The sequence below is a fragment of the Psychrobacter sp. LFX-11D genome (genome assembly GCF_904846475.1).
GTDB lineage: Bacteria > Pseudomonadota > Gammaproteobacteria > Pseudomonadales > Moraxellaceae > Psychrobacter > Psychrobacter cryohalolentis.
The window spans coordinates 1-19,969 of record NZ_CAJHAV010000010.1; the positions used below are offsets into that span (position 1 = coordinate 1).

At 42.1% G+C, this 19,969-nt stretch carries 16 protein-coding genes and 1 pseudogene; 12 read left to right on the plus strand and 5 right to left on the minus strand.

Translation table 11 applies throughout. The annotated features are described in order from the left end of the window. Window positions 1-11 precede the first annotated feature (11 nt). Together JMX75_RS08545 and JMX75_RS08550 are read left to right on the plus strand one after the other, a co-directional pair. Window positions 12-1,293, plus strand: a pseudogene (locus tag JMX75_RS08545) (IS256 family transposase). Between the two features lie 118 nt (window positions 1,294-1,411). Beyond that, window positions 1,412-1,846 carry a hypothetical protein gene (locus tag JMX75_RS08550; RefSeq protein ID WP_068037304.1) on the plus strand — a complete coding sequence of 145 codons (435 nt, stop codon included), beginning with the start codon at window positions 1,412-1,414 and terminating at the stop codon, window positions 1,844-1,846. Between the two features lie 104 nt (window positions 1,847-1,950). Here JMX75_RS08550 and JMX75_RS08555 read toward each other — a convergent pair whose 3' ends face one another. Further along, complete coding sequence (locus JMX75_RS08555; protein ID WP_157822716.1) at window positions 1,951-2,778, minus strand: GNAT family N-acetyltransferase; 828 nt, start codon at window positions 2,776-2,778, stop codon at window positions 1,951-1,953. Window positions 2,779-3,092: 314 nt separating this feature from the next. After that, window positions 3,093-4,025, minus strand: coding sequence for a LysR substrate-binding domain-containing protein (locus tag JMX75_RS08560; RefSeq protein ID WP_068037308.1), 933 nt, complete (start codon window positions 4,023-4,025; stop codon window positions 3,093-3,095). A gap of 226 nt (window positions 4,026-4,251) precedes the next feature. Between JMX75_RS08560 and JMX75_RS08565 the strand changes: the two genes are divergently transcribed. Beyond that, window positions 4,252-5,334 carry a YeiH family protein gene (locus tag JMX75_RS08565; protein ID WP_068037311.1) on the plus strand — a complete coding sequence of 361 codons (1,083 nt, stop codon included), beginning with the start codon at window positions 4,252-4,254 and terminating at the stop codon, window positions 5,332-5,334. Between the two features lie 55 nt (window positions 5,335-5,389). On the opposite strand, the gene JMX75_RS08570 is transcribed toward JMX75_RS08565, so the two are convergent. Further along, window positions 5,390-6,271, minus strand: coding sequence for an IS982 family transposase (locus tag JMX75_RS08570; RefSeq protein ID WP_201531999.1), 882 nt, complete (start codon window positions 6,269-6,271; stop codon window positions 5,390-5,392). Between the two features lie 292 nt (window positions 6,272-6,563). After that, window positions 6,564-7,040, minus strand: a complete 477-nt coding sequence (locus JMX75_RS08575; protein ID WP_201532000.1) for a hypothetical protein — start codon at window positions 7,038-7,040, stop codon at window positions 6,564-6,566. A gap of 159 nt (window positions 7,041-7,199) precedes the next feature. On the opposite strand from JMX75_RS08575, the gene JMX75_RS08580 reads away from it, so the two are divergent. The 3 genes from JMX75_RS08580 (at window position 7,200) to JMX75_RS08590 (ending at window position 13,593) form a co-directional block, all read left to right on the plus strand. Further along, entirely contained in the window at window positions 7,200-9,983 is a 2,784-nt protein-coding gene (locus tag JMX75_RS08580) for a class I SAM-dependent DNA methyltransferase (RefSeq protein ID WP_201532001.1), read from the plus strand. 63 nt (window positions 9,984-10,046) lie between these two features. Further along, window positions 10,047-12,248, plus strand: coding sequence for a DEAD/DEAH box helicase (locus JMX75_RS08585; RefSeq protein ID WP_201532002.1), 2,202 nt, complete (start codon window positions 10,047-10,049; stop codon window positions 12,246-12,248). Next, complete coding sequence (locus tag JMX75_RS08590) at window positions 12,202-13,593, plus strand: GIY-YIG nuclease family protein (RefSeq protein ID WP_201532003.1); 1,392 nt, start codon at window positions 12,202-12,204, stop codon at window positions 13,591-13,593. Before JMX75_RS08585 ends, JMX75_RS08590 begins: the two co-directional genes overlap by 47 nt. A gap of 288 nt (window positions 13,594-13,881) precedes the next feature. Here JMX75_RS08590 and JMX75_RS08595 read toward each other — a convergent pair whose 3' ends face one another. Then, window positions 13,882-14,457, minus strand: a complete 576-nt coding sequence (locus JMX75_RS08595; protein WP_201532004.1) for a PepSY domain-containing protein — start codon at window positions 14,455-14,457, stop codon at window positions 13,882-13,884. Window positions 14,458-14,852: 395 nt separating this feature from the next. On the opposite strand from JMX75_RS08595, the gene JMX75_RS08600 reads away from it, so the two are divergent. The 6 genes from JMX75_RS08600 (at window position 14,853) to JMX75_RS08625 (ending at window position 19,912) form a co-directional block, all read left to right on the plus strand. Continuing rightward, the gene (locus JMX75_RS08600) at window positions 14,853-15,461 is read left to right on the plus strand and encodes a cytochrome b/b6 domain-containing protein (RefSeq protein WP_201532005.1); all 609 of its coding nucleotides are present in this window, start codon (window positions 14,853-14,855) and stop codon (window positions 15,459-15,461) included. Between the two features lie 36 nt (window positions 15,462-15,497). Next, the gene (locus JMX75_RS08605; protein WP_201532006.1) at window positions 15,498-16,175 is read left to right on the plus strand and encodes a response regulator; all 678 of its coding nucleotides are present in this window, start codon (window positions 15,498-15,500) and stop codon (window positions 16,173-16,175) included. 67 nt (window positions 16,176-16,242) lie between these two features. Continuing rightward, window positions 16,243-17,721, plus strand: a complete 1,479-nt coding sequence (locus JMX75_RS08610) for an ATP-binding protein (RefSeq protein ID WP_201532007.1) — start codon at window positions 16,243-16,245, stop codon at window positions 17,719-17,721. Between the two features lie 101 nt (window positions 17,722-17,822). After that, a complete protein-coding gene (locus JMX75_RS08615) occupies window positions 17,823-18,410 on the plus strand; it encodes a PepSY domain-containing protein (protein WP_201532008.1) in 588 nt (195 codons plus the stop codon). Further along, the gene (locus JMX75_RS08620) at window positions 18,403-18,720 is read left to right on the plus strand and encodes a hypothetical protein (protein WP_201532009.1); all 318 of its coding nucleotides are present in this window, start codon (window positions 18,403-18,405) and stop codon (window positions 18,718-18,720) included. The genes JMX75_RS08615 and JMX75_RS08620 overlap by 8 nt, the downstream gene beginning before the upstream one ends. Before the next feature lie 55 nt (window positions 18,721-18,775). After that, the gene (locus tag JMX75_RS08625; RefSeq protein ID WP_201532010.1) at window positions 18,776-19,912 is read left to right on the plus strand and encodes an FAD:protein FMN transferase; all 1,137 of its coding nucleotides are present in this window, start codon (window positions 18,776-18,778) and stop codon (window positions 19,910-19,912) included. Window positions 19,913-19,969 lie beyond the last annotated feature (57 nt).

Sequence of the window (19,969 nt, forward strand, 5' to 3'; positions counted from 1 at the left end):
GAGAATAAGCAATGACTAACCAATCTGACATCAAGAAACTGGCTGAGCAAATGGCCAGCAGCATGAAAAGCTTCGATGACATCAAAGACTTTCAAAAGCAGCTCATGCAGTCCTTCATCGACACTGCCCTAGAAGCAGAAATGGAAGAGCATCTCGGCTACCCCAAGCATGAAAAGGCAGACAGGCCTAATAAGCGCAATGGGCACACTAAAAAGAGAGTCCGTAGCGACACAGGCGAGCTTGAGATCTCCACCCCCAGAGACCGCGACAGTAGCTTTGAGCCTGTACTTGTCAGTAAGCATCAAACCCGTATTTCAGGTCTTGATGATAAAATCATATTTCACTACAGGCATAGCCTTACGTCTTGCGCTTCGGGCAAGTGTCTCCCAGACACTTGCTGATCCTCGCTCATACGCCAAAGGTCAAACCACCACTGAGATCGTAGAGAGCATTAAAGAGCTCTACGATGTCGACATCTCAAGCTCTCTTGTCTCAAGAGTCACCGATAACATATTAGAGGACATCACCGCTTGGCAGAACCGGCCGCTGAGCAGTGTTTATCCTATCGTCTATTTAGACTGCATTGTCATTAAAGTACGTCAAGACAAGCAGATCATCAACAAGGCAATCTATCTGGCCTTAGGCGTTGCTCTTGATGGTAAAAAAGAGCTGCTTGGCATGTGGCTATCAGAGAACGAGGGCGCTAAATTCTGGCTTGGTGTTCTCACTGAGCTACAAAACCACGGGGTTCAAGATATTCTTATTGCCTGTGTAGACGGCCTAAAAGGCTTCCCTGATGCCATTAATACGGTCTACCCTAACGCTCAGGTTCAGCTGTGTATCGTGCATATGGTGCGCTATTCGATGAAGTTCGTACCTTGGACGGACAAGAAGGCCGTAGCAGCTGATTTAAAGGCCATCTACGGTGCTGATACGCTTGAGATGGCAGAGGCCAACCTTGAGCACTTTGATGAAGTATGGGGCAAAGAGTACCCGCATGTCATCAAGTCTTGGCGTAATAACTGGGAGGGCTTAACGGTGTTCTTTGAGTACCCTAAAGACATCAGAAAAGTCATTTATACCACCAATGCGATAGAGTCGCTAAATAGTGTCATTCGAACAGCGGTGAATAAGCGTAAGGTGTTTCCCTCTGATCAAGCCGCCTTCAAGGTGGTCTATTTGGCAACTCAACAGGCATCGTCAAGGTGGTCGATGCCGATTCGTAACTGGACGGCGGCTCTTAATCGCTTTATAATTATGTTTGATGATCGTATCAGTAAGCATTTAATCTAAATGGCAGTTACACAGAATCTGGGATGGGCTCTTGCTGGTATCATTAATTTCGAGCTAAACCTATGACTTTTGCAAGAGGTCTACTGACTAATCATTTTCTAAGAATAAGGAAGTTACTATGAAGCGTATTATGATGTTATCTGCACTAAGTGGTGTTTTAGCGCTTACAGGCTGCTCGACAATGGATAAAGTATTTGGCACTAATATGTCAGGAATGAATGATAACCAGATGGTTAGTAGCAGCGCCGTACCAGTGACTAGTAGAAACGGTATGCTGGTTGATTCTACTAATTACATGACGCTATATACCTTTGACAAAGACACTGCCAATAAGTCGAACTGTACAGGTGATTGTTTAGCGGCTTGGCCAGCACTTACCGCCCCTAACAATGCCAAAAGCGTCGGTCAGTTCTCGACTTTTCAGCGTGATGACGGTACTTATCAGTGGGCTGCCAATAACATGCCGTTATACTTCTTTGTAAAAGACACTAAAGCTGGAGATGCAAACGGCGATAATGTAAAAGGCGTTTGGCATATTGTTCCAACTCAATAAAGCCCAATATATTGTAGAGACAAAAAACAGCAGCTATAACTAGTTATAGCTGGTGTTTTTTTATAGTGATACTGTCTGCAATAATACTTTTTAATACTACCTTATTAAGCAGGTCTGTTCGCCTCATCTTCAGAAGCAAGTGCTGCCTTTTTCCTATATAAAGGAAAGAAGTCAGAATTCAAATCTTCCTCGCTCAGACCAACCTTGGCTACCAATTCGGCATATTTCTCTGGGTTGACAATGAGTCTATAGGTTTTAAAATCAAACTCCTCAGAGGGGGAGCTAAAGCCTTTTTTATATTTGTATAGTGAGTCGAGGCTAGCACCAAGGCCACCGCCAAGGTGAAGTAATTTATAGTTATTTTCCCGCCCCCAGTCTCTTGCCACATGAGTAATCAGTTTAGCAGGCTGCAGTTTTCTATAATCGTCGAGCGTTCCTCCTAAATGATACTGCATAATCCCTGACTCCTCACAGGCAGTGTATAAAGAAGAAGCAATAGGCTTATCTTCTTGATAAGCCGTTATCAACAGCAATCTGCCTTGTAGGTTTTTAGACAAATTATAGTAATAATTGTCATCAAAAAAATAATAATCAGTGGCACCAACATTCGCCATCGTCTCTTCATAAATCTTTGAAAAGATTTTAGCGTTTTCTTCGTCCAACGCTTCAACCTTAGTAGTCACATCCATTTTCATTGCTTTTTTGATGCCACGGCGGTGCTGATTTTGAGTTTCTTGCCAGTATTCTTCTTCAGATTTAGTCAAATCAGAGGCTACTGTTAAGCCATGCTTTATTATTTTGCCAATAGCTGGGGGGCGCTCTCGTTCTTTGTTAATGATGGGATGCAGGCGCATAAACAAAGAGACACAGCCTTCTTCATAAAGAAAATCCTGAAGGCCTTTCAACATAATATCCAGCTCATCAGTGGTCACAGTGTCGTCAACCAGCGGACCGCCATACCCATAAGTAGAAGTGGCATCCCAGTACTTAGCGTCAATCTCTCTTATCATTAAAGGCAAATATATTTTTTTATTATTATAACCCCAGTTCGGGATAAGTGATTCATTAAGCTGCTGATAGTATTGATATTTTCTATTACTCTTGAAGACCAGCTAAGTCTTTGAAGACAGGCTTCTCTATAAACTACTGTCAAAAGCATGACTTTATAAGGTCAGATAATAATTATACAAATAGTATCAACAACTTAAGCACTGGCTTATCCCGAACTGGGGTTTTACTACTAAAATCAATCTTCTGTCAAAATATCAATAAAACTCTGCCAAATGGGGCTTTGATGACGCGCTTTATGCCACACCAGCCACCACGTGCGCGCTAAATCAATACCTGCTACTTTCACCTGCACCAGCTCTGCTTTATCCAATTCTGCTTGAATGACATACTGCGATAAGCAGCCAAGCCCAATATCGGCGCTGACCATATGCTTAATGGCTTCTGACTGCTGAATTGCCATGACAATCTCGGCATGCGGTAGATGCTGCAATAACTGCTCATCGATAATCTGCCGCGTCCCCGAACCCGCCTCTCGTACCAGTAATGGCAGCCTTGCCAATCGTTCAGCGCTGAGCTCATAGCATTTTTCTTTATGGTTATAGTCCATGTTTGCCAGCCATTTACTATGAGATTTAGCAAATACCATCAAGGTATCGGTCCGCCAAGCGCGCTGCTCAATCACTTTCATATCTGTCGGGCGCGGCATACCTTCTACAAGCGCAATATCGATATTTAATTGCTCAACCTCGCCGACCACTTCTTGGGTATTGGCAATATACATATCGATATGGGCATCGGGTAGCGCTTCGTACAATTTGGCAAGCAGCGGTGGCAATACATAATTACCAATCGTGGTACTAGCACCAATATGAATCTGCCCTGCTTGATGCTTATGATAATGCTCAAGCGTTAAAGCTTGTCCCAAAATCGCTTGCGCCTGTATATAGATAGGATGGGCGTTTGGATGCTGATTAAGCCTGCGACCGACGCGCTCAAATAGCGGCATTTGTAACCGCGCCTCCAGCTCAGTGAGTGCACTGCTGACCGCTGACTGCGATAAATGCAGCTCTTCACTGGCACGGCTGGTACTGCCCGTTTGATAAATACTGACAAACACTGATAATTGCTTGAGGGTAATCTTTGGTAATACCTGCATGGCTTTTTTCATAATTTCTCTGACACCCTATCTTATTGATACAACCTAAAAACCACCTGTTATTTTAAAAACCCTTTATTATCTAAAAAACCATCTTTTTAGCCCAAAGACTTTTATTAACCTAAAAAATCGATAGTTTTTATCTAATTAATCTGTTTTTATTATAGATTGGTCTGCCTTATAATGTCTATTCATAAGCTTATGCTTATTTCGATTATGGACAATAGGACACTTCGTCATGCACGCCTTAACTAAAACAGTGACCAACTACTTCCCAACCAATCGCCATTTCGCAGGTTTGATAGTGGTGTTTGTCGGTAGCTTATTTTGCTTATGGCTAAATACGAGCTTGGATGTCTGGAGTCACGGGCGCATTATAGGCTTGTCTTCGTTAACGCTAGCGATTTTGATCGGTATGATATTGGGCAATACCGTTTATTCTAGTTTCGCTGAGCAGCTACATGTGGGCGTGACATTTGCCAAAGGTCAAATACTGCGTCTCGCCATCATGTTTTATGGCTTTAAGCTGACCCTAACGCAAGTATCAAGTGTCGGACTGTCTGCGGTGATGAGCGATGCGTTGGTATTGACCTCGACTTTTTTAATCACTTATTGGTTAGGTACAAAATGGCTCAAAGTCGATAAACAAACGACGTTATTGATTGGTGCAGGCGCGAGTATTTGCGGGGCAGCAGCTGTTATCGCCGCAGAGCCAGTGATCAAGGCCGAAGCGCACAAAGTCACTATCGCTGTGGCTACGGTCGTGGTCTTTGGCACCATTGCGATGCTGCTTTATCCGTTTTTATACCATCTTGGTTGGTTGCAACCTTGGCTAAATGCTCAGCAGTACGGGATTTATACGGGTGCCACCATTCATGAAGTGGCGCAAGTCGTCGTCGCTGGTAACGCAGTCAGTCCCGAAGTGGGTGACACAGCGGTTGTCACCAAGATGATACGCGTGATGATGCTCGCGCCGTTCTTATTGGTTTTATCTTTTGCGTTGACCAAAGGCAGTAACGATCAAGGTAACAAACCCTCTGTAATGAGCCGCATTCAACAAGTCAAAGTGCCTTGGTTTGCCTTCATATTCATTGCCATCGTCTTACTGCACACTTGGGTGCCGATGACCGCAAGCTTTGAGCGTAGTATGGTGATACTAGACGATGTGCTGCTCACCATGGCAATGTTTGCGCTGGGTCTAACCACGCATTTGGGCGCTATCAAACAAGCTGGCGTTAAACCCCTTATCTTAGGTGCGATTATGTTTGCTTGGTTAATCGTTGGTGGCGGCTTGATCAATATTGGCATCGCTTCACTGTAAAAAAGCTATTTAACCCCAGTTCGGGATAAGCCACATTGTAACTCATTGATACTATTTACAATGTAGCCACCTGTCCCTGCTGAGGCATATTTTTGATGGTGGGTTTATACGGAAACCAGCAATAAGCAATCAAACCTGACAGCAAGTTTGTAATAAAACCCGTGACACTACGATGGCGTGAATGCTCAATCTGACACAAGTTTTTCAGCTCCCCAAACACCATCTCAACCAAAGAGCGATGATTGAGTAGAGCCTCATCCATAGGCTCAAGTAATTGGGGTTTCATATTACGCCGAAGTTTAGTTATCAACGTAGTATCACTGTGTTTTGTGAGCCACTCGTTTAGGGCTTTACTGATATAGCCTCTATCCCCAAACACCTTGCCAAACACAGGTGTTGCCATATCCTTAACAGGCACTCTGTCATCCGTATTACCCGCAGTGACTTTAACAGATACAAGCTCGCCCTTATGATTGATAATGGCGTGTAGCTTAAAGCCATAGAACCAGCCCATGCTGCTTTTGCCTCGGGTTGCAAGTCCTTCAAAGACTTTATGACGGTAGATACGTTTGTTATGACAAACTGCTATCTTGGTTGAATCAATATAGCTGATACCCGTACAGTCGCCCATCATGCTTTGCAAGTAGGCACATAGTGGCATGATACTGCGCGGCACAAGCTTTATAAATCGCGAGTAGCTCGGCAGATTTGGAAACTCCCGTTTCATCATGCCAAGCATGTGATGGTAGTAAAACGCCTTAAACTGTCGATACCGCCGTTGATGAAACAGTACCAAGATGGTCATAATCTCTGCTACACTTATCTGGCATGCTCTTAGCCGTTGACGGCCCGTTGCGATTAAATGAGCGTCAAACTCAGGTTTGAATTGCTGATAAAAGTCGTCAATATGGCAGTATAGTTCGGTTAGGTTGTCCATGTAAGAAGTCCTTGTTGTGAAGTTTGTCTTGGTAAACTCACTTTAGCAACTTCGGACTTCTTTTTTTATCTTTTTTTTGAGCCCTTATCCCGAACTGGGGTTAGTTAGCTTTTTAACCCCTAAACCTATGAAAATCGGGTGGGGATGATTTTTTTGTCGTGTGCAGAGCTATTACTTATAGCTTATCCAATTGAAGACACGCTAGCCCTAGACTAAAGATGAAAAAATAGTTTATAAAACTAATAAATATGAACTAAAAGTTAGTATATGATTTTAACGGATAAACACTTATCTATTCTAATTCAGGATATAGAATCTTGGTTAATCTATAAATCTCGTCCTCTGCATCTGATCCCTTGGGATTAGGATTAGGATAGGCAGCAGCGGTAAGTATCAATCTAGGTAGCTCTAAATGATTAGCAAATACTTTCGCCAGCTCTCTTCTTAGAAATTCAAACCAAAAAGTAGTAATTTCTGCGGGTGTATGAGGGTCAGGTATCACATACGTAAATAAATCTGCATTAAGACAATACTCCATACGGAACGCAGCTGCTATACAATCATGAAGCCATTGCAAGGTTCTATGATCAAAGCCGCTCATTTCGTCACGTAAGTCACTAAGCTCCGTACGGACATCAACTACCCTTTCAGCATGGCAATGCTTATCGATGGCGAAATCAACCATGATATGTAATGCTTCTCTATAGCAATCATGTTGGATCCATCCAATACGGGTAGAGTCACCTTGAAAATAACTACCAACTATCATTATCCAGCCTCATTAACGAAATTTTAGTCTGATTATTGCGAGTGATAAAATCAGTATCACCTCATTCAAAGCAACTAAACCTTTAAATCTTCTAAGATAGCGCTATAATTGCACATTAGCCTACTTATTCAAACCCGTAATTCATCTACAGAGACAACCATGGCATTTAACCAAACCCAGTTTTTTGAAGATTTAGAAAAATTAACCACCAAAGTCATTGATAAGAATAAAAAAGACGGCTTTATATACGATTTTCTAACGCTGCTAGATGTCTCAAAATCTACGATAACTTCGCTTAAAAAGAATGACGGCCGTTTCAACGTCGCAGCCAATCCTGAAGCTGGCGAGGTTGCCAACAAGCATCGTATCTACTTCAAGCCTATTGATGCAGGCCAAGACCTTGCAAAAGCCCTAAGTGAGGTGGTAAGCAGCCCAATCATCAATCAGCACAAAATCCGTATGGTAATGGTGACAGATTTCAACACTGTACTGATTAACGACACTAAGTATGATGAGACGCTTGATTGCGATTTTGCTGATCTTTATAAGAACTATCACTTTCTATTGCCACTTGCCGGCCTAGAGCGTGCTCGCGAATACTCAGAGCACCCTGCTGATGTACAAGCATCAGAGAAAATGGGTCGCTTGTTTGACCACATCCGCAAGCTTAACGAGTTTAATACTGCTGATGATTTACATGCTCTTAATATATTTTTAACGCGACTGCTATTCTGCTTTTATGCAGAAGATACGGGTATTTTTAAAGCAGACCAGTTCTATGACGTGATTGATAGAACCACCAATATAGATGGCAGCGATGTCGATAGCGTCTTGTATGAGCTGTTTGAGGTTTTAGACTTACCTGAGTTGAGCGCCGAGCGCCGTGCCAAGCCCACTCATCTAAGTGCATTCCCCTATGTGAACGGCAGCTTATTTGAATATCAGTTCGCCATTCCTGAGTTTGATGCGCGTACCCGCCGTATCTTGCTAGAGTGCGCACGTTTGAGTTGGGCCGAGATTAACCCAGATATTTTCGGCTCGATGTTCCAAGCAGTGATCGACCCTGAGCAGCGTGGCAGCTTAGGACAGCATTACACCAGTGTTAGCAATATCATGAAGGTCATACAGCCCTTATTCTTAGATGAGCTACGTACAGAGCTAGACACAGTTATAGCGCTAAGTTATGACAATCGCCATAAGAACAATAAAGCCGAGCGCTTAGATGCCTTACTTAAGCGTATCAGCCAAATCAAAGTATTTGACCCGGCTTGTGGCTCAGGTAACTTTTTGATCATTGCGTATAAAGAGTTACGCAAGCTAGAAATTGATGTATTAAAGGCACAACGCGACTTACTAGGCTCTAAGGACAATCTATTAGGTTTAGGCTTTGATAGTGTGGTCAGCTTAGATAATCTGTACGGTATCGAGTATGACGACTTTGCCAGTCAGATTGCGCGTTTGTCACTATGGCTCGCTGAGCATCAGATGAATGTGCTATTCGAGCAAGAGTTTGGTGCATCTCAGCCAATGCTGCCACTCAAAGACAGTGGGCACATTGTTTATGGCAATAGCTTGCGTATCGATTGGAATGAAGTATGTCCAAATAATGGCAGTGATGAGATTTATATTATTGGTAATCCACCGTTCAAAGGACGGAAAAATCGTACAGAGGACCAGACAAGAGATATGGAAGTAACTTTTAAAGAATTTAAAAACTTTAAAAATCTTGATTATGTCACATCATGGTTTTGGAAAGGCGCACAGTATATTGCAGATTCAGATGCAAAACTCGCGCTCGTATCCACAAGTTCAGTTGTTCAAGGGATACAAGTTTCAATATTATTCCCTGATATTTTTGAATTAGGAATAAGTATCGATTTTGCTTATCAGTCATTCCCTTGGAAAAATAGCGCTAAAGATAATGCAGCTGTACACGTAGTTATAATTGGCCTATCACCAAAAACCAATAAAAATAAGAAAATATTTAAGCTTATAGGTACAAATTGGCATACAGAAAATACTGACAGTATTAACCCTTATTTGATGACTGGCAATCCTATAGCTGTTATCTCGCGAACATACCCATTTACTGATATTTCACAAGTTGTTGATGGGTCTAATTACACTAAGTCAGAACCTCTAATCATGGATACTGAGCAGAAGAACGAAATCTTGAACAAAGAGCCCGATTTAGAAAAATGGATTAGGCCTTTGCTTGGCTCTAAAGAATTTTTGCACGGCATTCAAAGGTGGTGCTTTTGGCTTGTTGATGCATTAGAGGACGATATTAGTAATTCTAAAATACTAAGCGATTTAGTAGAACAAGTTAAAATTGATAGACAAAATAGTAAAAAGAAAGATACTAGAGAAAAAGCAGTATTGATTCCTCACCTATTCCCTGAAATAAGACAACCTACGGATGGAAGTTATCTTCTAATTCCGAAAGTATCTTCGGAAAGGCGATTTTATATTCCAATAGGTTTTTTCGATAGCAATGTCATTGCTACAAACAAGGTGAGTATTATTCCTAATGGATCATTATATGATTTTGGATTAATAACTTCTAAAATGCATAATGAATGGATGCGGCTGGTAGCTGGTCGATTAGAAAGCCGTTATAACTACTCAGGAACCATCGTCTACAACACCTTTCCCTTCCCTGACGCCACAGACGAGCAGAAACAGCACATTGAAAGTCTTGCGGAAGAAATTCTACTCGCTAGAGCCAGTAATGCTGGCATGACATTAGCTGAGTTATACGATCCGGATAAGATGCCTGAGGACTTAAAACAAGCGCATAGCAACCTCGATGATGCGGTGGACAAGCTGTATCGCATGCAAGGATTTTCCAATACCGAAGAGCGCTTGGCGCATTTGCTGGCACGTTATGAGCAGCTTATCGAAGCGGAAAAGCAAAGTAAAATCAAAAAGAAAGCTAAGTAGCTTTTTATACGAGCCGCAGCCTAAAAAATAATGCCACACATCTTGTCTATAGTAGAGTAAACCATGTCTCAGCCCGTTAATATCTTAAATCAAACTTACGCCCGCACGGGTCAAAGCAAGACACATAATTCGATGGGTATGCGTGAAATGCAGGCACGTGCGTTCGAGAAGCGTAATAGCCAGTATTTGCTTATTAAGTCGCCACCTGCCTCTGGTAAATCACGCGCCATGATGTTTTTGGCCTTAGACAAGCTTATCAACCAAGGGATAAAAAAGGTCATTATTGCCGTCCCAGAGATGAGTATTGGTAAATCCTTTAAATCAACAGCGCTTAGTGACTTTGGTTTCTTTGCCGATTGGGAGGTGGCAGACCGCTATAACTTATGTTTAAGTCTCGCTCAAAGTGATACTCGCAAAACTGCTATCTTCTCAGAGTTTATCACTTCAGACGTCAATGATAATTCTCTTCCCCAAGTCCTAGTCTGTACTCATCACAGTTTTAGATATGGCTTTGATAAGATTATCGAAGATGGCGGCAGTATTGAGCTATTTAACGATGTACTTATCGGTATTGATGAATTCCATCATGTATCAGCAGATGACTCTAACCGCTTGGGAGCCATACTCGATAGCATTATGACGCAGACTAGCGCGCATATTGTGGCAATGACGGGTTCTTATTTCCGTGGTGACTCAGTGCCTATCTTGTCAGATAGCGATGAAGAAAAATTCGATAAGGTGACTTACACCTATTACGAACAGCTCAATGGTTATGAACACCTAAAGTCATTAGGACTCGGCTATCACTTTTATAAAAAGTCATTTTTTGATGCCTTAAATGAATGCTTAGATACTAGCAAAAAGACCATCATTCACATCCCTAACGTCAATAGCTTAACTGCTGAGACAGACAAGTATGAAACCGTTGGTCGCATTATAGACATCATAGGTGAGATTGAGTCTCGTGACGAGAATACTGGTGTCATCAGAGTACGGTCACATGATGGCAGGCGCTTACTACTAGCTGACTTAGTGACTGATGACGCCATAAGGGTGAATACACAGGCTTACTTGGCTGATATTACCTCTCGCGATCAGATGGATATCATCGTAGCTCTTGGGATGGCAAAAGAGGGCTTTGACTGGGAGTATTGTGAGCACGTATTAACCATTGGCTATCGCGGCTCGCTGACCGAAGTGGTGCAGATTATTGGACGCTCAACACGTGACAGCGCGGGCAAACACCATGCTCAGTTTACCAATCTAATCGCTGAGCCAGAAGCGGATAAGTCTGAGGTGACAAGCTCTGTGAATGATTTATTAAAAGCCATCACCCTATCGCTGCTTATGGAGCAAGTGCTTAAACCTAATATTAACTTTAAACGCCGTAGTGAGCTAGACATATTAGGGACGCTCGACTTGCCGGCAGGTACTATTATTATTGATGATACTGTCAATCCTCCCTCTGATCGAGTGATGAATATACTTAACCAAGACCGTGAAGAGATACTCGCCCAGCTCACTCAGAACACTGAGACGGTCAAAAAGTATATTGCCGCCGAGACCAATAACGTCGAGACCGAAGCCGTGTCAGACTCCGTCATCCCTAGTATTATTCGTAGTAAGTATCCAGCGCTAGACACTGATGAGGTGCGGCAAGTACAAGAAGGCGTCATGCAGTATATGGCCATTAACCGCCAAGGCGGCGTGGTTGAAGGTAAGGATATTCCTAAAGATGCCATCATCGAAAATGAACGCTGTTTCATTAAGCAAGGCACTGAGTATGTAGATATCACTACTCTAAATGCTGAACGAAAAAGTCAGCTCAATGAAAACGACATTATTAAAGAGCGCCACCTGCCAGCTGACGCAAAAATATATAACCCTAAAACCAAATCAAGCAGTAGCAATGACTCAAATCCTAGCAACGGCTTTGTGAAGGTTGGCAGTAAGTTTGTCAATGTAAACAACCTTCCCATTGATCTTGTTAAATCGGTCAACCCATTTCATGATGCTTATGAAGTCCTCTCTAGAACCGTCGACAAAGAAGTACTACAAACCATCAATGACGTCTTGCATGCCAGCCGTTCTACCGTAACTGAAGCGGAAGCGGTCCTGATGTGGCCAAAGATAGTTTCTTTTATCAAGAATAAAGGTCGTCAGCCTAATAGAAACTCAGAAGATGCTATCGAGCGGCGTATGACTGAAGTTATCTCCTATGTCAGAAACCAAAAAGCTAAGCGAGAAGCCAACAGTCATGATTAAACTCGATGAGATCTATCAAAGTCGTGAGTACAAAACACTAGACGATATTTTTTTAAATGACAGTACTGGTTTATTAGACGATATAAAGCCTGTCACCAAAAGCTCGGCGAATAACAGCGTTTTAGCGCAGCAGTTTGACACTATCAACCTTTTTATCGATCAACAGGGGCGCATACCCAGTAGCAGTGCTAGCGATATTAATGAAAAGATAAATGCTCGCCTCCTAGCTACCATACAAACCAATCACGCAAAATCGCAAGAACTGCTAGCTTTAGATAAGCATGGTTTACTAACTGCTCAAAGTACGGCGTCTACCCCATCTGACGACAAACCGACACTCTCAGACAAAAGCGTGAGCAATAAGGAGGATGAGCCTGAAAAGGCAATCAGTGATAACACTAAAGAAGCTGAGCCGGTAACAGAGGCTGTTAGCGAGCTACCTATTATTAATAGTCTAGATGATATTTTCAACAGTGATGACCTAGGTATTTTTGACAACATTCATTCTGAAATATTAGTCAGTGATAGTCAGCTCAATTCTCGCAATACTTATGATCAATACGATGATGAAGAAATAGCAACTCGCTTTGAATGTAAGGACTTTTATAAGTTTGAGGCAACCTTTGAGCGTATATCTCACGCCATTCAAACGGGGGCTTTTACTAAAACCAACTTTTCATCAGTGAAAGATATCAATATTGGCAGTGTCTTCGTTTTAAATGGGATTTTGTGTTATGTGGCGGATATATACCAAGCAGAGAATCGAAAGAATGAGCGTAACCAGCAGCGACTTCGTCTGGTGTTTGCTAACGGTACTGAGTCGAACATGCTCATTCGCTCTTTAGCTACTGCTCAATATAAATATGAAAACAGCTATCAGCTACTCATTACTGATCCCGACTGGATGGACGATGAATTAGCAAAAAACTTCGGAGATGATAGACAGCTTACTGGTGTCATTTATGTCGCCAAGCTAACTGATACGCCAAGCAATTTAGCACACTATAAGCACCTGCATAAAGTAGGTTTCTCTACCCTTACAGGAGAGGCTCGCACAAAGCACTCGATTAGAGATACCGCATTCCTACAACAACCAGTAGATATCATTGCTGAGTGGCAAGTGTATGACGCCAATGCCCGCAGCGTGGAAGGTGTTTTACACGCTTTCTTTTATGATCAAAGAGTCAAAGTATCCTTAAAAGCAGCAAACGATAATCTCTACAAGGCAACAGAGTGGTTCAACGTTCCCCTTGATGAGATTGAGAAAGCCATTAATCTGGTTATCGCCGGGGACATTAAAAACTATCGAATGGATGGTGCGGCTGGCAAGGTGGTTTTGAAGTAATGAGCGTTTTTAGAATTAACTTACATCCATAATTCAAAATTGTTAGGTGTGATTTCCTATAACATTGCGGGTCTGCAAATCGCATTTATAGATGTACTTATTACTTACCAAAATGTGAAAATGCTATATCACTAGTTCATCTGAGCCTTTCCATACAAGGATTTCACTACAAATGGCTAATAATAAGATTTCTCAGGTGGCTTTGTTAAGCTCGGGGTTTGAGTACCACTTAGAGCCATTATTAAGTAGGATTACAATTACAGCATTAAAAGTTAGCAGACTGCATTCTTAATCATCATCAGAGCGCTCTAGGCGACTACTAACAACTTTGCCAGTCACGCTATCGATAACCATTTTGTGTATCTGATTGCCTTTAGCAACTTTAATCTCATACACTGACTTGCCATTGTCAACATCAAACCCTGCTTTAATGATTTTTCCGTTTACATCTTGAGTGGCTTTTTTCATTGCTTGGTTTAGGCTAACTTTCGCCTGTTTCATCGCTTTGTATTCTGCCATATCCTCTCTATCAAGCTGATCTTGTTTAGCACTTAAAACCTTGCCCGTATCAGCATCGATTCTTATTTTGTATTCAGTATTATTAGCGATGAACTTAACATCGTATTTACCACCTGCCGAAGAACCCTTTTGGTCAAACTCTGCACTGACAAGATCGCCTTTAATCGTTTTATTGCCAATAGCAATGGCTTGTTCAAGGCTGATTTTACTTTGTGCTGCTGCCACCGCTTCACTGACCTTTACGGCTGGAGTAGCAGCTTGTGCGACAGAAATAGTAGCGCTGCTAACCGCTATCATACTAAGTGTCATAACAATAGACTTACTAAACATTGATAAGTTTTTCATGATGTTCTCCTTGCCTTTAGAGTTTTTAATTGATTTCAATAACACACTTAATGGGTTTTACAACTTGCCATGTTAATAACTCAATCATAATAGATAAAACTTAAGGAAATCTTAAGAAAAGCTTAACATAGATAAATTGTTAAGTTAGTTGCTCTATTTATTACTGTATTACAAATTCTAAGTTCTTTCTACTGGCTTAAGAAAAAGGCATTTCATAATATATTAATCAGCGATTAATTTTTTAGCTTACTAAGCTCACCTTAAGGTTCATTTGTTGTAATAGCTATAAGACAGACACTGCGACATCTAGTCTGCTTACGATATCTCGCTTCGCTTTAGTTTCTTGCAGCCAAATATCGTTAATAAACAAATGTATTCTTAAGGGAGTGACGATCATGAGCCAAAATAACACCACCAATTTGATCCCTAATTCTGGCGTACCGTCATCCAGCATCCCCAAGATGAGACAAGTACGAGTTTGGGATATTTTAGTTAGAATCACCCACTGGACAGTGGCAGCGGGTATTATTGCCAATCTACTCTTTACTGAAGACGGTAGCGATCTACACGCCTATGTAGGCTATACCGTGGTAGGATTAGTGGTGATACGCTTGCTTTGGGGTTTAATTGGCACTCGATATGCACGCTTTACTAATTTCTTTCCCACACCAACACGACTTAAGTATCATATATCAGACTTAAGTGTTCGCCGTGTTGATGAGCAGCATCTTGGGCATAATCCATTGGCAGCCCTTATGATACTATCGTTATGGGCAGTGATTATAGGATTAGGAATAACCGGTTATCTAATGGAATCAGAAATCATTGGTAATGAAGATTTTCTTGAAGATGTGCATGAGCTATTAGCAAACAGTTTATATCTACTCGTTCCTTTGCATATTATCGCTGCGATTGCCATGAGTTACTGGCAACGCCAAAACCTGATTAAATCGATGATAACCGGCAATAAAACGGTGACAGATAAGCCGTCAGATGTGAAATAAACGAAGCGGCGGAATAAATAGAGCGATGGAAAACACATGTCACGTATATTATTAATAGAAGACGATAGCAGCATTGCTGAAGGTATTATTCTCGGCTTAAAAAGCCATGGCATGATGGTCGATTGGTTCAGTGATGCTAAGCAAGGTGAAATGGCGCTGCAAGAGGATATGTTTGATGCGGTGCTGCTTGATTTAACCTTGCCAAAAGGGGACGGCATGACCGTGCTGCAAAATTGGCGCGCCAAACACATTGATACGCCGGTTTTAATTATCACTGCACGCGACGCGATTGCCAATCGGGTGGCAGGACTCAATGTGGGCGCTGACGATTATTTGGTTAAGCCGTTTGCATTAGATGAAGTTGTTGCTCGTCTGCAAGCTTTGATGCGACGCAGTCAGGGACGTAGCCAACCTGAAATCCGTTATGGCGAGGTTGCCTATCAGCCTCATAATCAGCAACTAACGTATCAAGGTCAAGTGATTGAATTGACCATCAAAGAAGTGGCAATCTTGGAGCAAATGCTGTCCCATCCCAAACAAATCCATAGTAGAGCGAGCTTAGAAGATAAACTGTATGGATGGCAACAAGATATCGAAAGTAATGCCATTGAAGTGCACATTCATCACTTACGTAAAAAACTGGGCAATGACTTTATCTTGACCAAACGCGGTATCGGCTATTATCTCAATCCCGCTTATAACAGTCATGAATGATATCCTTGATTACCTTTAACTTATCTATCTTGTCTATTTTATTTAATATGTAAGTACACGTGAGCCTATGAAAAGTATCCAGCAACGGCTATTAACCTCCTTACTTATTGGACTTCCTTTGTTGTGGATACTCACCTCCAGCTTTATTGCGTGGCGGCTGTGGCACGAAATTAACGAGATGAATGATACCCAAATTACTCAAGTTGCCCGCTACCTAATAGGTGTCGCTCCTAAAGACGATGATGATAGAGACGATCATGAGCAAGAGGATAGTAAAAGTAAAAAGAAGCGTTCCGCCAAAATATACAACTTAAAAAGTAAGCAGCTGTCAGGTGACCTTGGTAATGCTAAAGATGACTATATGGGCTTTGCTATCTGGGATAAAAAAGGACGCTTATTAATGGCCGATGAAAATGGTCAGTCATTTGCCTTTTTATCTGATCAGCATGGTTTTGTAGAAGCGCATGATTCTGCGTATCAGCGCCTCAACCCATTTAGTAAGCGCTGGCGTTTATTTTATGTGCATGATGACCATGATTCTAAGCATAAAGGTCGGGTGATTGCGGTCGGGCAAAACCTAGATTCTCGCCAAGAAATGATTGTCAGTGCCATGTCTGTGCAAGTGCTACCGATGTTGATTGGTCTATTGGCATTTATCGGTTTGGTTATTTGGTTGATTCGGCGCGGGTTTATGCCACTCACCCAAATCAGTGCCGAGCTTGCTCAACGTCAGCCACAAGATGATAGTCCCATCACCGCAGATGTACCCAAAGAGATTCAGCCTTTGGTGACCGCCTTAAATGTTTTATTTGTCAAAGTAGCGGAAACTTTAGCGCGTGAGCAACGCTTTACAGCGGATGCCTCGCATGAGCTACGAAGTCCACTTGCGGCATTAAAGCTACAAGCGGACTTATTACAGCAGCAGATATTACAGCTGTCAGATATAGAAGATGATAATCAGCTATTTTACCATGCTCAAAAAATCAGCAATGGCATTGAGCGCGCCACTCATTTAGTTGACCAACTACTTATTTTAGCCAAAATAGAACCGCAACAACAATTGCCACCTGAGCAATTAGAAAAACCAGATTGGCTGGCGCTAACGGATATTGTGCTAAGTGATGTTAATCGTTTGGCTCGTGAAAAACACATTCAATTAAAACGTACTGTACAGTGTGATAACCCTGCTGATATTTTACCGATTCTTATCAATCCTATCTTGTTCAAATTGTTAATCCGCAACTTGTTAGACAATGCCATTCGCTACTGTCCTGAAGGGGCTTTGATTGAACTTCAATTGGATACCAATACTATTAGAGTAGTTGATAATGGCTTAGGCGTAGATCCGCAGCAGTTAGCGCGTCTGAGCGAACGCTTTTATCGTCCAGCAGGTCAAAGCCAATTGGGTAGCGGCTTAGGTCTCTCCATTGTTAATCGAATTGCCGAGCTACATGGTATCGCCATAACGTTTGCGAACCGCCCTGCACCAGAAGTAGGTTTTATCGCAACGGTAATAGATAAAAAACAACCATCAAGCGTCTTATAAAAACACTATAAAGAATTAAACCTTACTTTCTTAAGCTTGAGTTAATATTCACTACGTATGCTAGTTGTATTCCCTAACAACATATACGGAGTACACATATTATGAGCTTACCTCTATTAAAACCCTTGTTATTAACTGTCGGTGCGACCTCATTAGTATTTTTTGGCGGCGTCATCGCTTTATCTGTCCAGTCGCCTAATGCTGATAACGTTCAAGCAGCAGCAAATACTGTGAGTCAAAACCCTGACATAACCTCTCCTTCTTTATCCTCATTTAAAGCAGTCGTCAATCCTCTCTCTCAATCTACCCAAACCTCGTCTCTTGCTGCACTAACTGCTGAGCAAGCAACTGCGCTTGCCAAACAAGAAGCTCCTGACGCCATATTACAGGCGACCCCACAGCTTATCAACTATAACGGTACAGTCGCTTATGAAGTGCTATTAGACAGCGGTCCTAGTTATGTTGATGCCAATCTTGGTGCTGTCTTAAATCCAGTTGCCAGCACGGTCGTTACTAGTGACTATCGTGCTGAGGGCTTTGATGACGATGATCATGATGACTATAAAGATAAGCATCACGATGATGATAAACACCGCAATAAAAAACACGACGACAAACGCTATAAAGAGAGTGGGCGTTTAATTGCTACGAGCTATCAGCAACATGATGAGGATGAATACGATGACTAATACCAAATCACATCAGGCTCCAACCCTTAATACAGCCACTACTAAAACTGCTAAAAAAGCAGATCCTTTTGCCTATCTTAAAAGCAGCATTATGATCGTCTCAATTGCAGGCACTATGGCGGGATGGTTACTACTACTCAATCAAGAAACTAACACTGCGCCTGTTAATACTGCTGTTTTAAGTACTACCGCTTCTGGGAATAGTGAGATGGCAGTACCCATTGTTGATATCAGTCAATTGCGACAGGTCAACGAAGTCGCTCCTGTTGAGGCAATAAGAGTTGTCGCCCGCACACGTTCTTCTCAATAAAAAAGATTAATGGTCATTTGATTTATACCTCGTCGCAAAAAGATGGAGACCTCTAATGAAAGAAAATGTGCTTAATAAAAACACACCACAACTGGCAACTATCCAACTGGTCGCGATGGGTTGTCATATTCAAGTCAGCTTAAATACGACAAGGCTGAACATGCAGTATTCAGCGATAGCAATAGACCAGCAAATTGCTATTCTGACAAGTGATATTCAGCAGCGCTTAACTCACTGGGAACATACGTTTAGTCGTTTTGATGAGACCAGCGAGCTGATGAGACTTAATAACCATACTAACCAATGGATTAAAGTGAGCTCAGAGTTATTCGAGGTCTTGCAACGTGCCATTCATTTTGTCTCAAAAACTCAAGGTTTGGTAACACCGACCTTACTTAAAGATCTTTGGAACGCTGGCTATAAGCATTCATTTGAAACCCTACCCAAAGTGTCTGTGCCACCCTTGCCTGTTATTAGTTCAAACTCAAACGTTGACTTAAATACCAACGCAAATTTACAAGACACCTCTATAGCGAACGATTCTAAATTAAACCATCAGCACATAGAGCGTATCCAACTGCGCCAGTTAGCTGATGGACAGCATCAAGTATATCTTCCCGCTGGAATGGCGTTGGATCTGAATGGGTATGTTAAAGGATGGTGCGCCATGCAGCTGGCTGAGCATATTAGCCGAGTTCACGACTGGCAACTTCCTTGCTTAGTAGATATGGGTGGAGATATGGCGATTGGTATTCCAAGAGTCCAAATAGATAAACCAATGACTTGGGGAGTTGCTGTTGCTAAACCTTACGTTGCTAACATTGAGCATGTTCAAGAAGAAGATATCGCTATCCTCAAACTCAGCTCGGGCGCTGTCGCTACGTCTGGACAAGACTATCGTCGCTGGTGGCATGAAGGCCGCTGGCAACATCATTTAATTCACCCTCGTTATTCTTGTTCCGTAAATAGTGATGTATTGACTGCAACTATATTGGCTACGGACACGATGACAGCAGAGGTACACGCAAAATACTGTGTGCTTCTTGGCGTCACGGAAGCGATGGCATGGCTTAACAAACATCATATTGCTGCGCTGTTAATCGATACGAATAACAAAGTTCTGATGACATCTGCCATGCGTCCAAACTTAGTTCAGCCAAACTTACTACATCCAGACTTGATTCTTGGTTAACTTATCACCCTACATACGCAAGATTTAATAGATAAAGTAAAGCCACTCATAGGAGTA

What these genes read in the sequence shown, in the direction of transcription:
- JMX75_RS08595 (WP_201532004.1), bottom strand. Translation starts at nt 14,457, where the DNA reads ATGAAAAACTTATCAATGTTTAGTAAGTCTATTGTTATGACACTTAGT.
- JMX75_RS08590 (WP_201532003.1), top strand. Translation starts at nt 12,202, where the DNA reads ATGTCAGAAACCAAAAAGCTAAGCGAGAAGCCAACAGTCATGATTAAA.
- JMX75_RS08585 (WP_201532002.1), top strand. Translation starts at nt 10,047, where the DNA reads ATGTCTCAGCCCGTTAATATCTTAAATCAAACTTACGCCCGCACGGGT.
- JMX75_RS08560 (WP_068037308.1), bottom strand. Translation starts at nt 4,025, where the DNA reads ATGAAAAAAGCCATGCAGGTATTACCAAAGATTACCCTCAAGCAATTA.
- JMX75_RS08620 (WP_201532009.1), top strand. Translation starts at nt 18,403, where the DNA reads ATGACTAATACCAAATCACATCAGGCTCCAACCCTTAATACAGCCACT.
- JMX75_RS08580 (WP_201532001.1), top strand. Translation starts at nt 7,200, where the DNA reads ATGGCATTTAACCAAACCCAGTTTTTTGAAGATTTAGAAAAATTAACC.
- JMX75_RS08625 (WP_201532010.1), top strand. Translation starts at nt 18,776, where the DNA reads ATGAAAGAAAATGTGCTTAATAAAAACACACCACAACTGGCAACTATC.
- JMX75_RS08610 (WP_201532007.1), top strand. Translation starts at nt 16,243, where the DNA reads ATGAAAAGTATCCAGCAACGGCTATTAACCTCCTTACTTATTGGACTT.
- JMX75_RS08570 (WP_201531999.1), bottom strand. Translation starts at nt 6,271, where the DNA reads ATGGACAACCTAACCGAACTATACTGCCATATTGACGACTTTTATCAG.
- JMX75_RS08605 (WP_201532006.1), top strand. Translation starts at nt 15,498, where the DNA reads ATGTCACGTATATTATTAATAGAAGACGATAGCAGCATTGCTGAAGGT.
- JMX75_RS08600 (WP_201532005.1), top strand. Translation starts at nt 14,853, where the DNA reads ATGAGCCAAAATAACACCACCAATTTGATCCCTAATTCTGGCGTACCG.
- JMX75_RS08615 (WP_201532008.1), top strand. Translation starts at nt 17,823, where the DNA reads ATGAGCTTACCTCTATTAAAACCCTTGTTATTAACTGTCGGTGCGACC.
- JMX75_RS08565 (WP_068037311.1), top strand. Translation starts at nt 4,252, where the DNA reads ATGCACGCCTTAACTAAAACAGTGACCAACTACTTCCCAACCAATCGC.
- JMX75_RS08550 (WP_068037304.1), top strand. Translation starts at nt 1,412, where the DNA reads ATGAAGCGTATTATGATGTTATCTGCACTAAGTGGTGTTTTAGCGCTT.
- JMX75_RS08575 (WP_201532000.1), bottom strand. Translation starts at nt 7,040, where the DNA reads ATGATAGTTGGTAGTTATTTTCAAGGTGACTCTACCCGTATTGGATGG.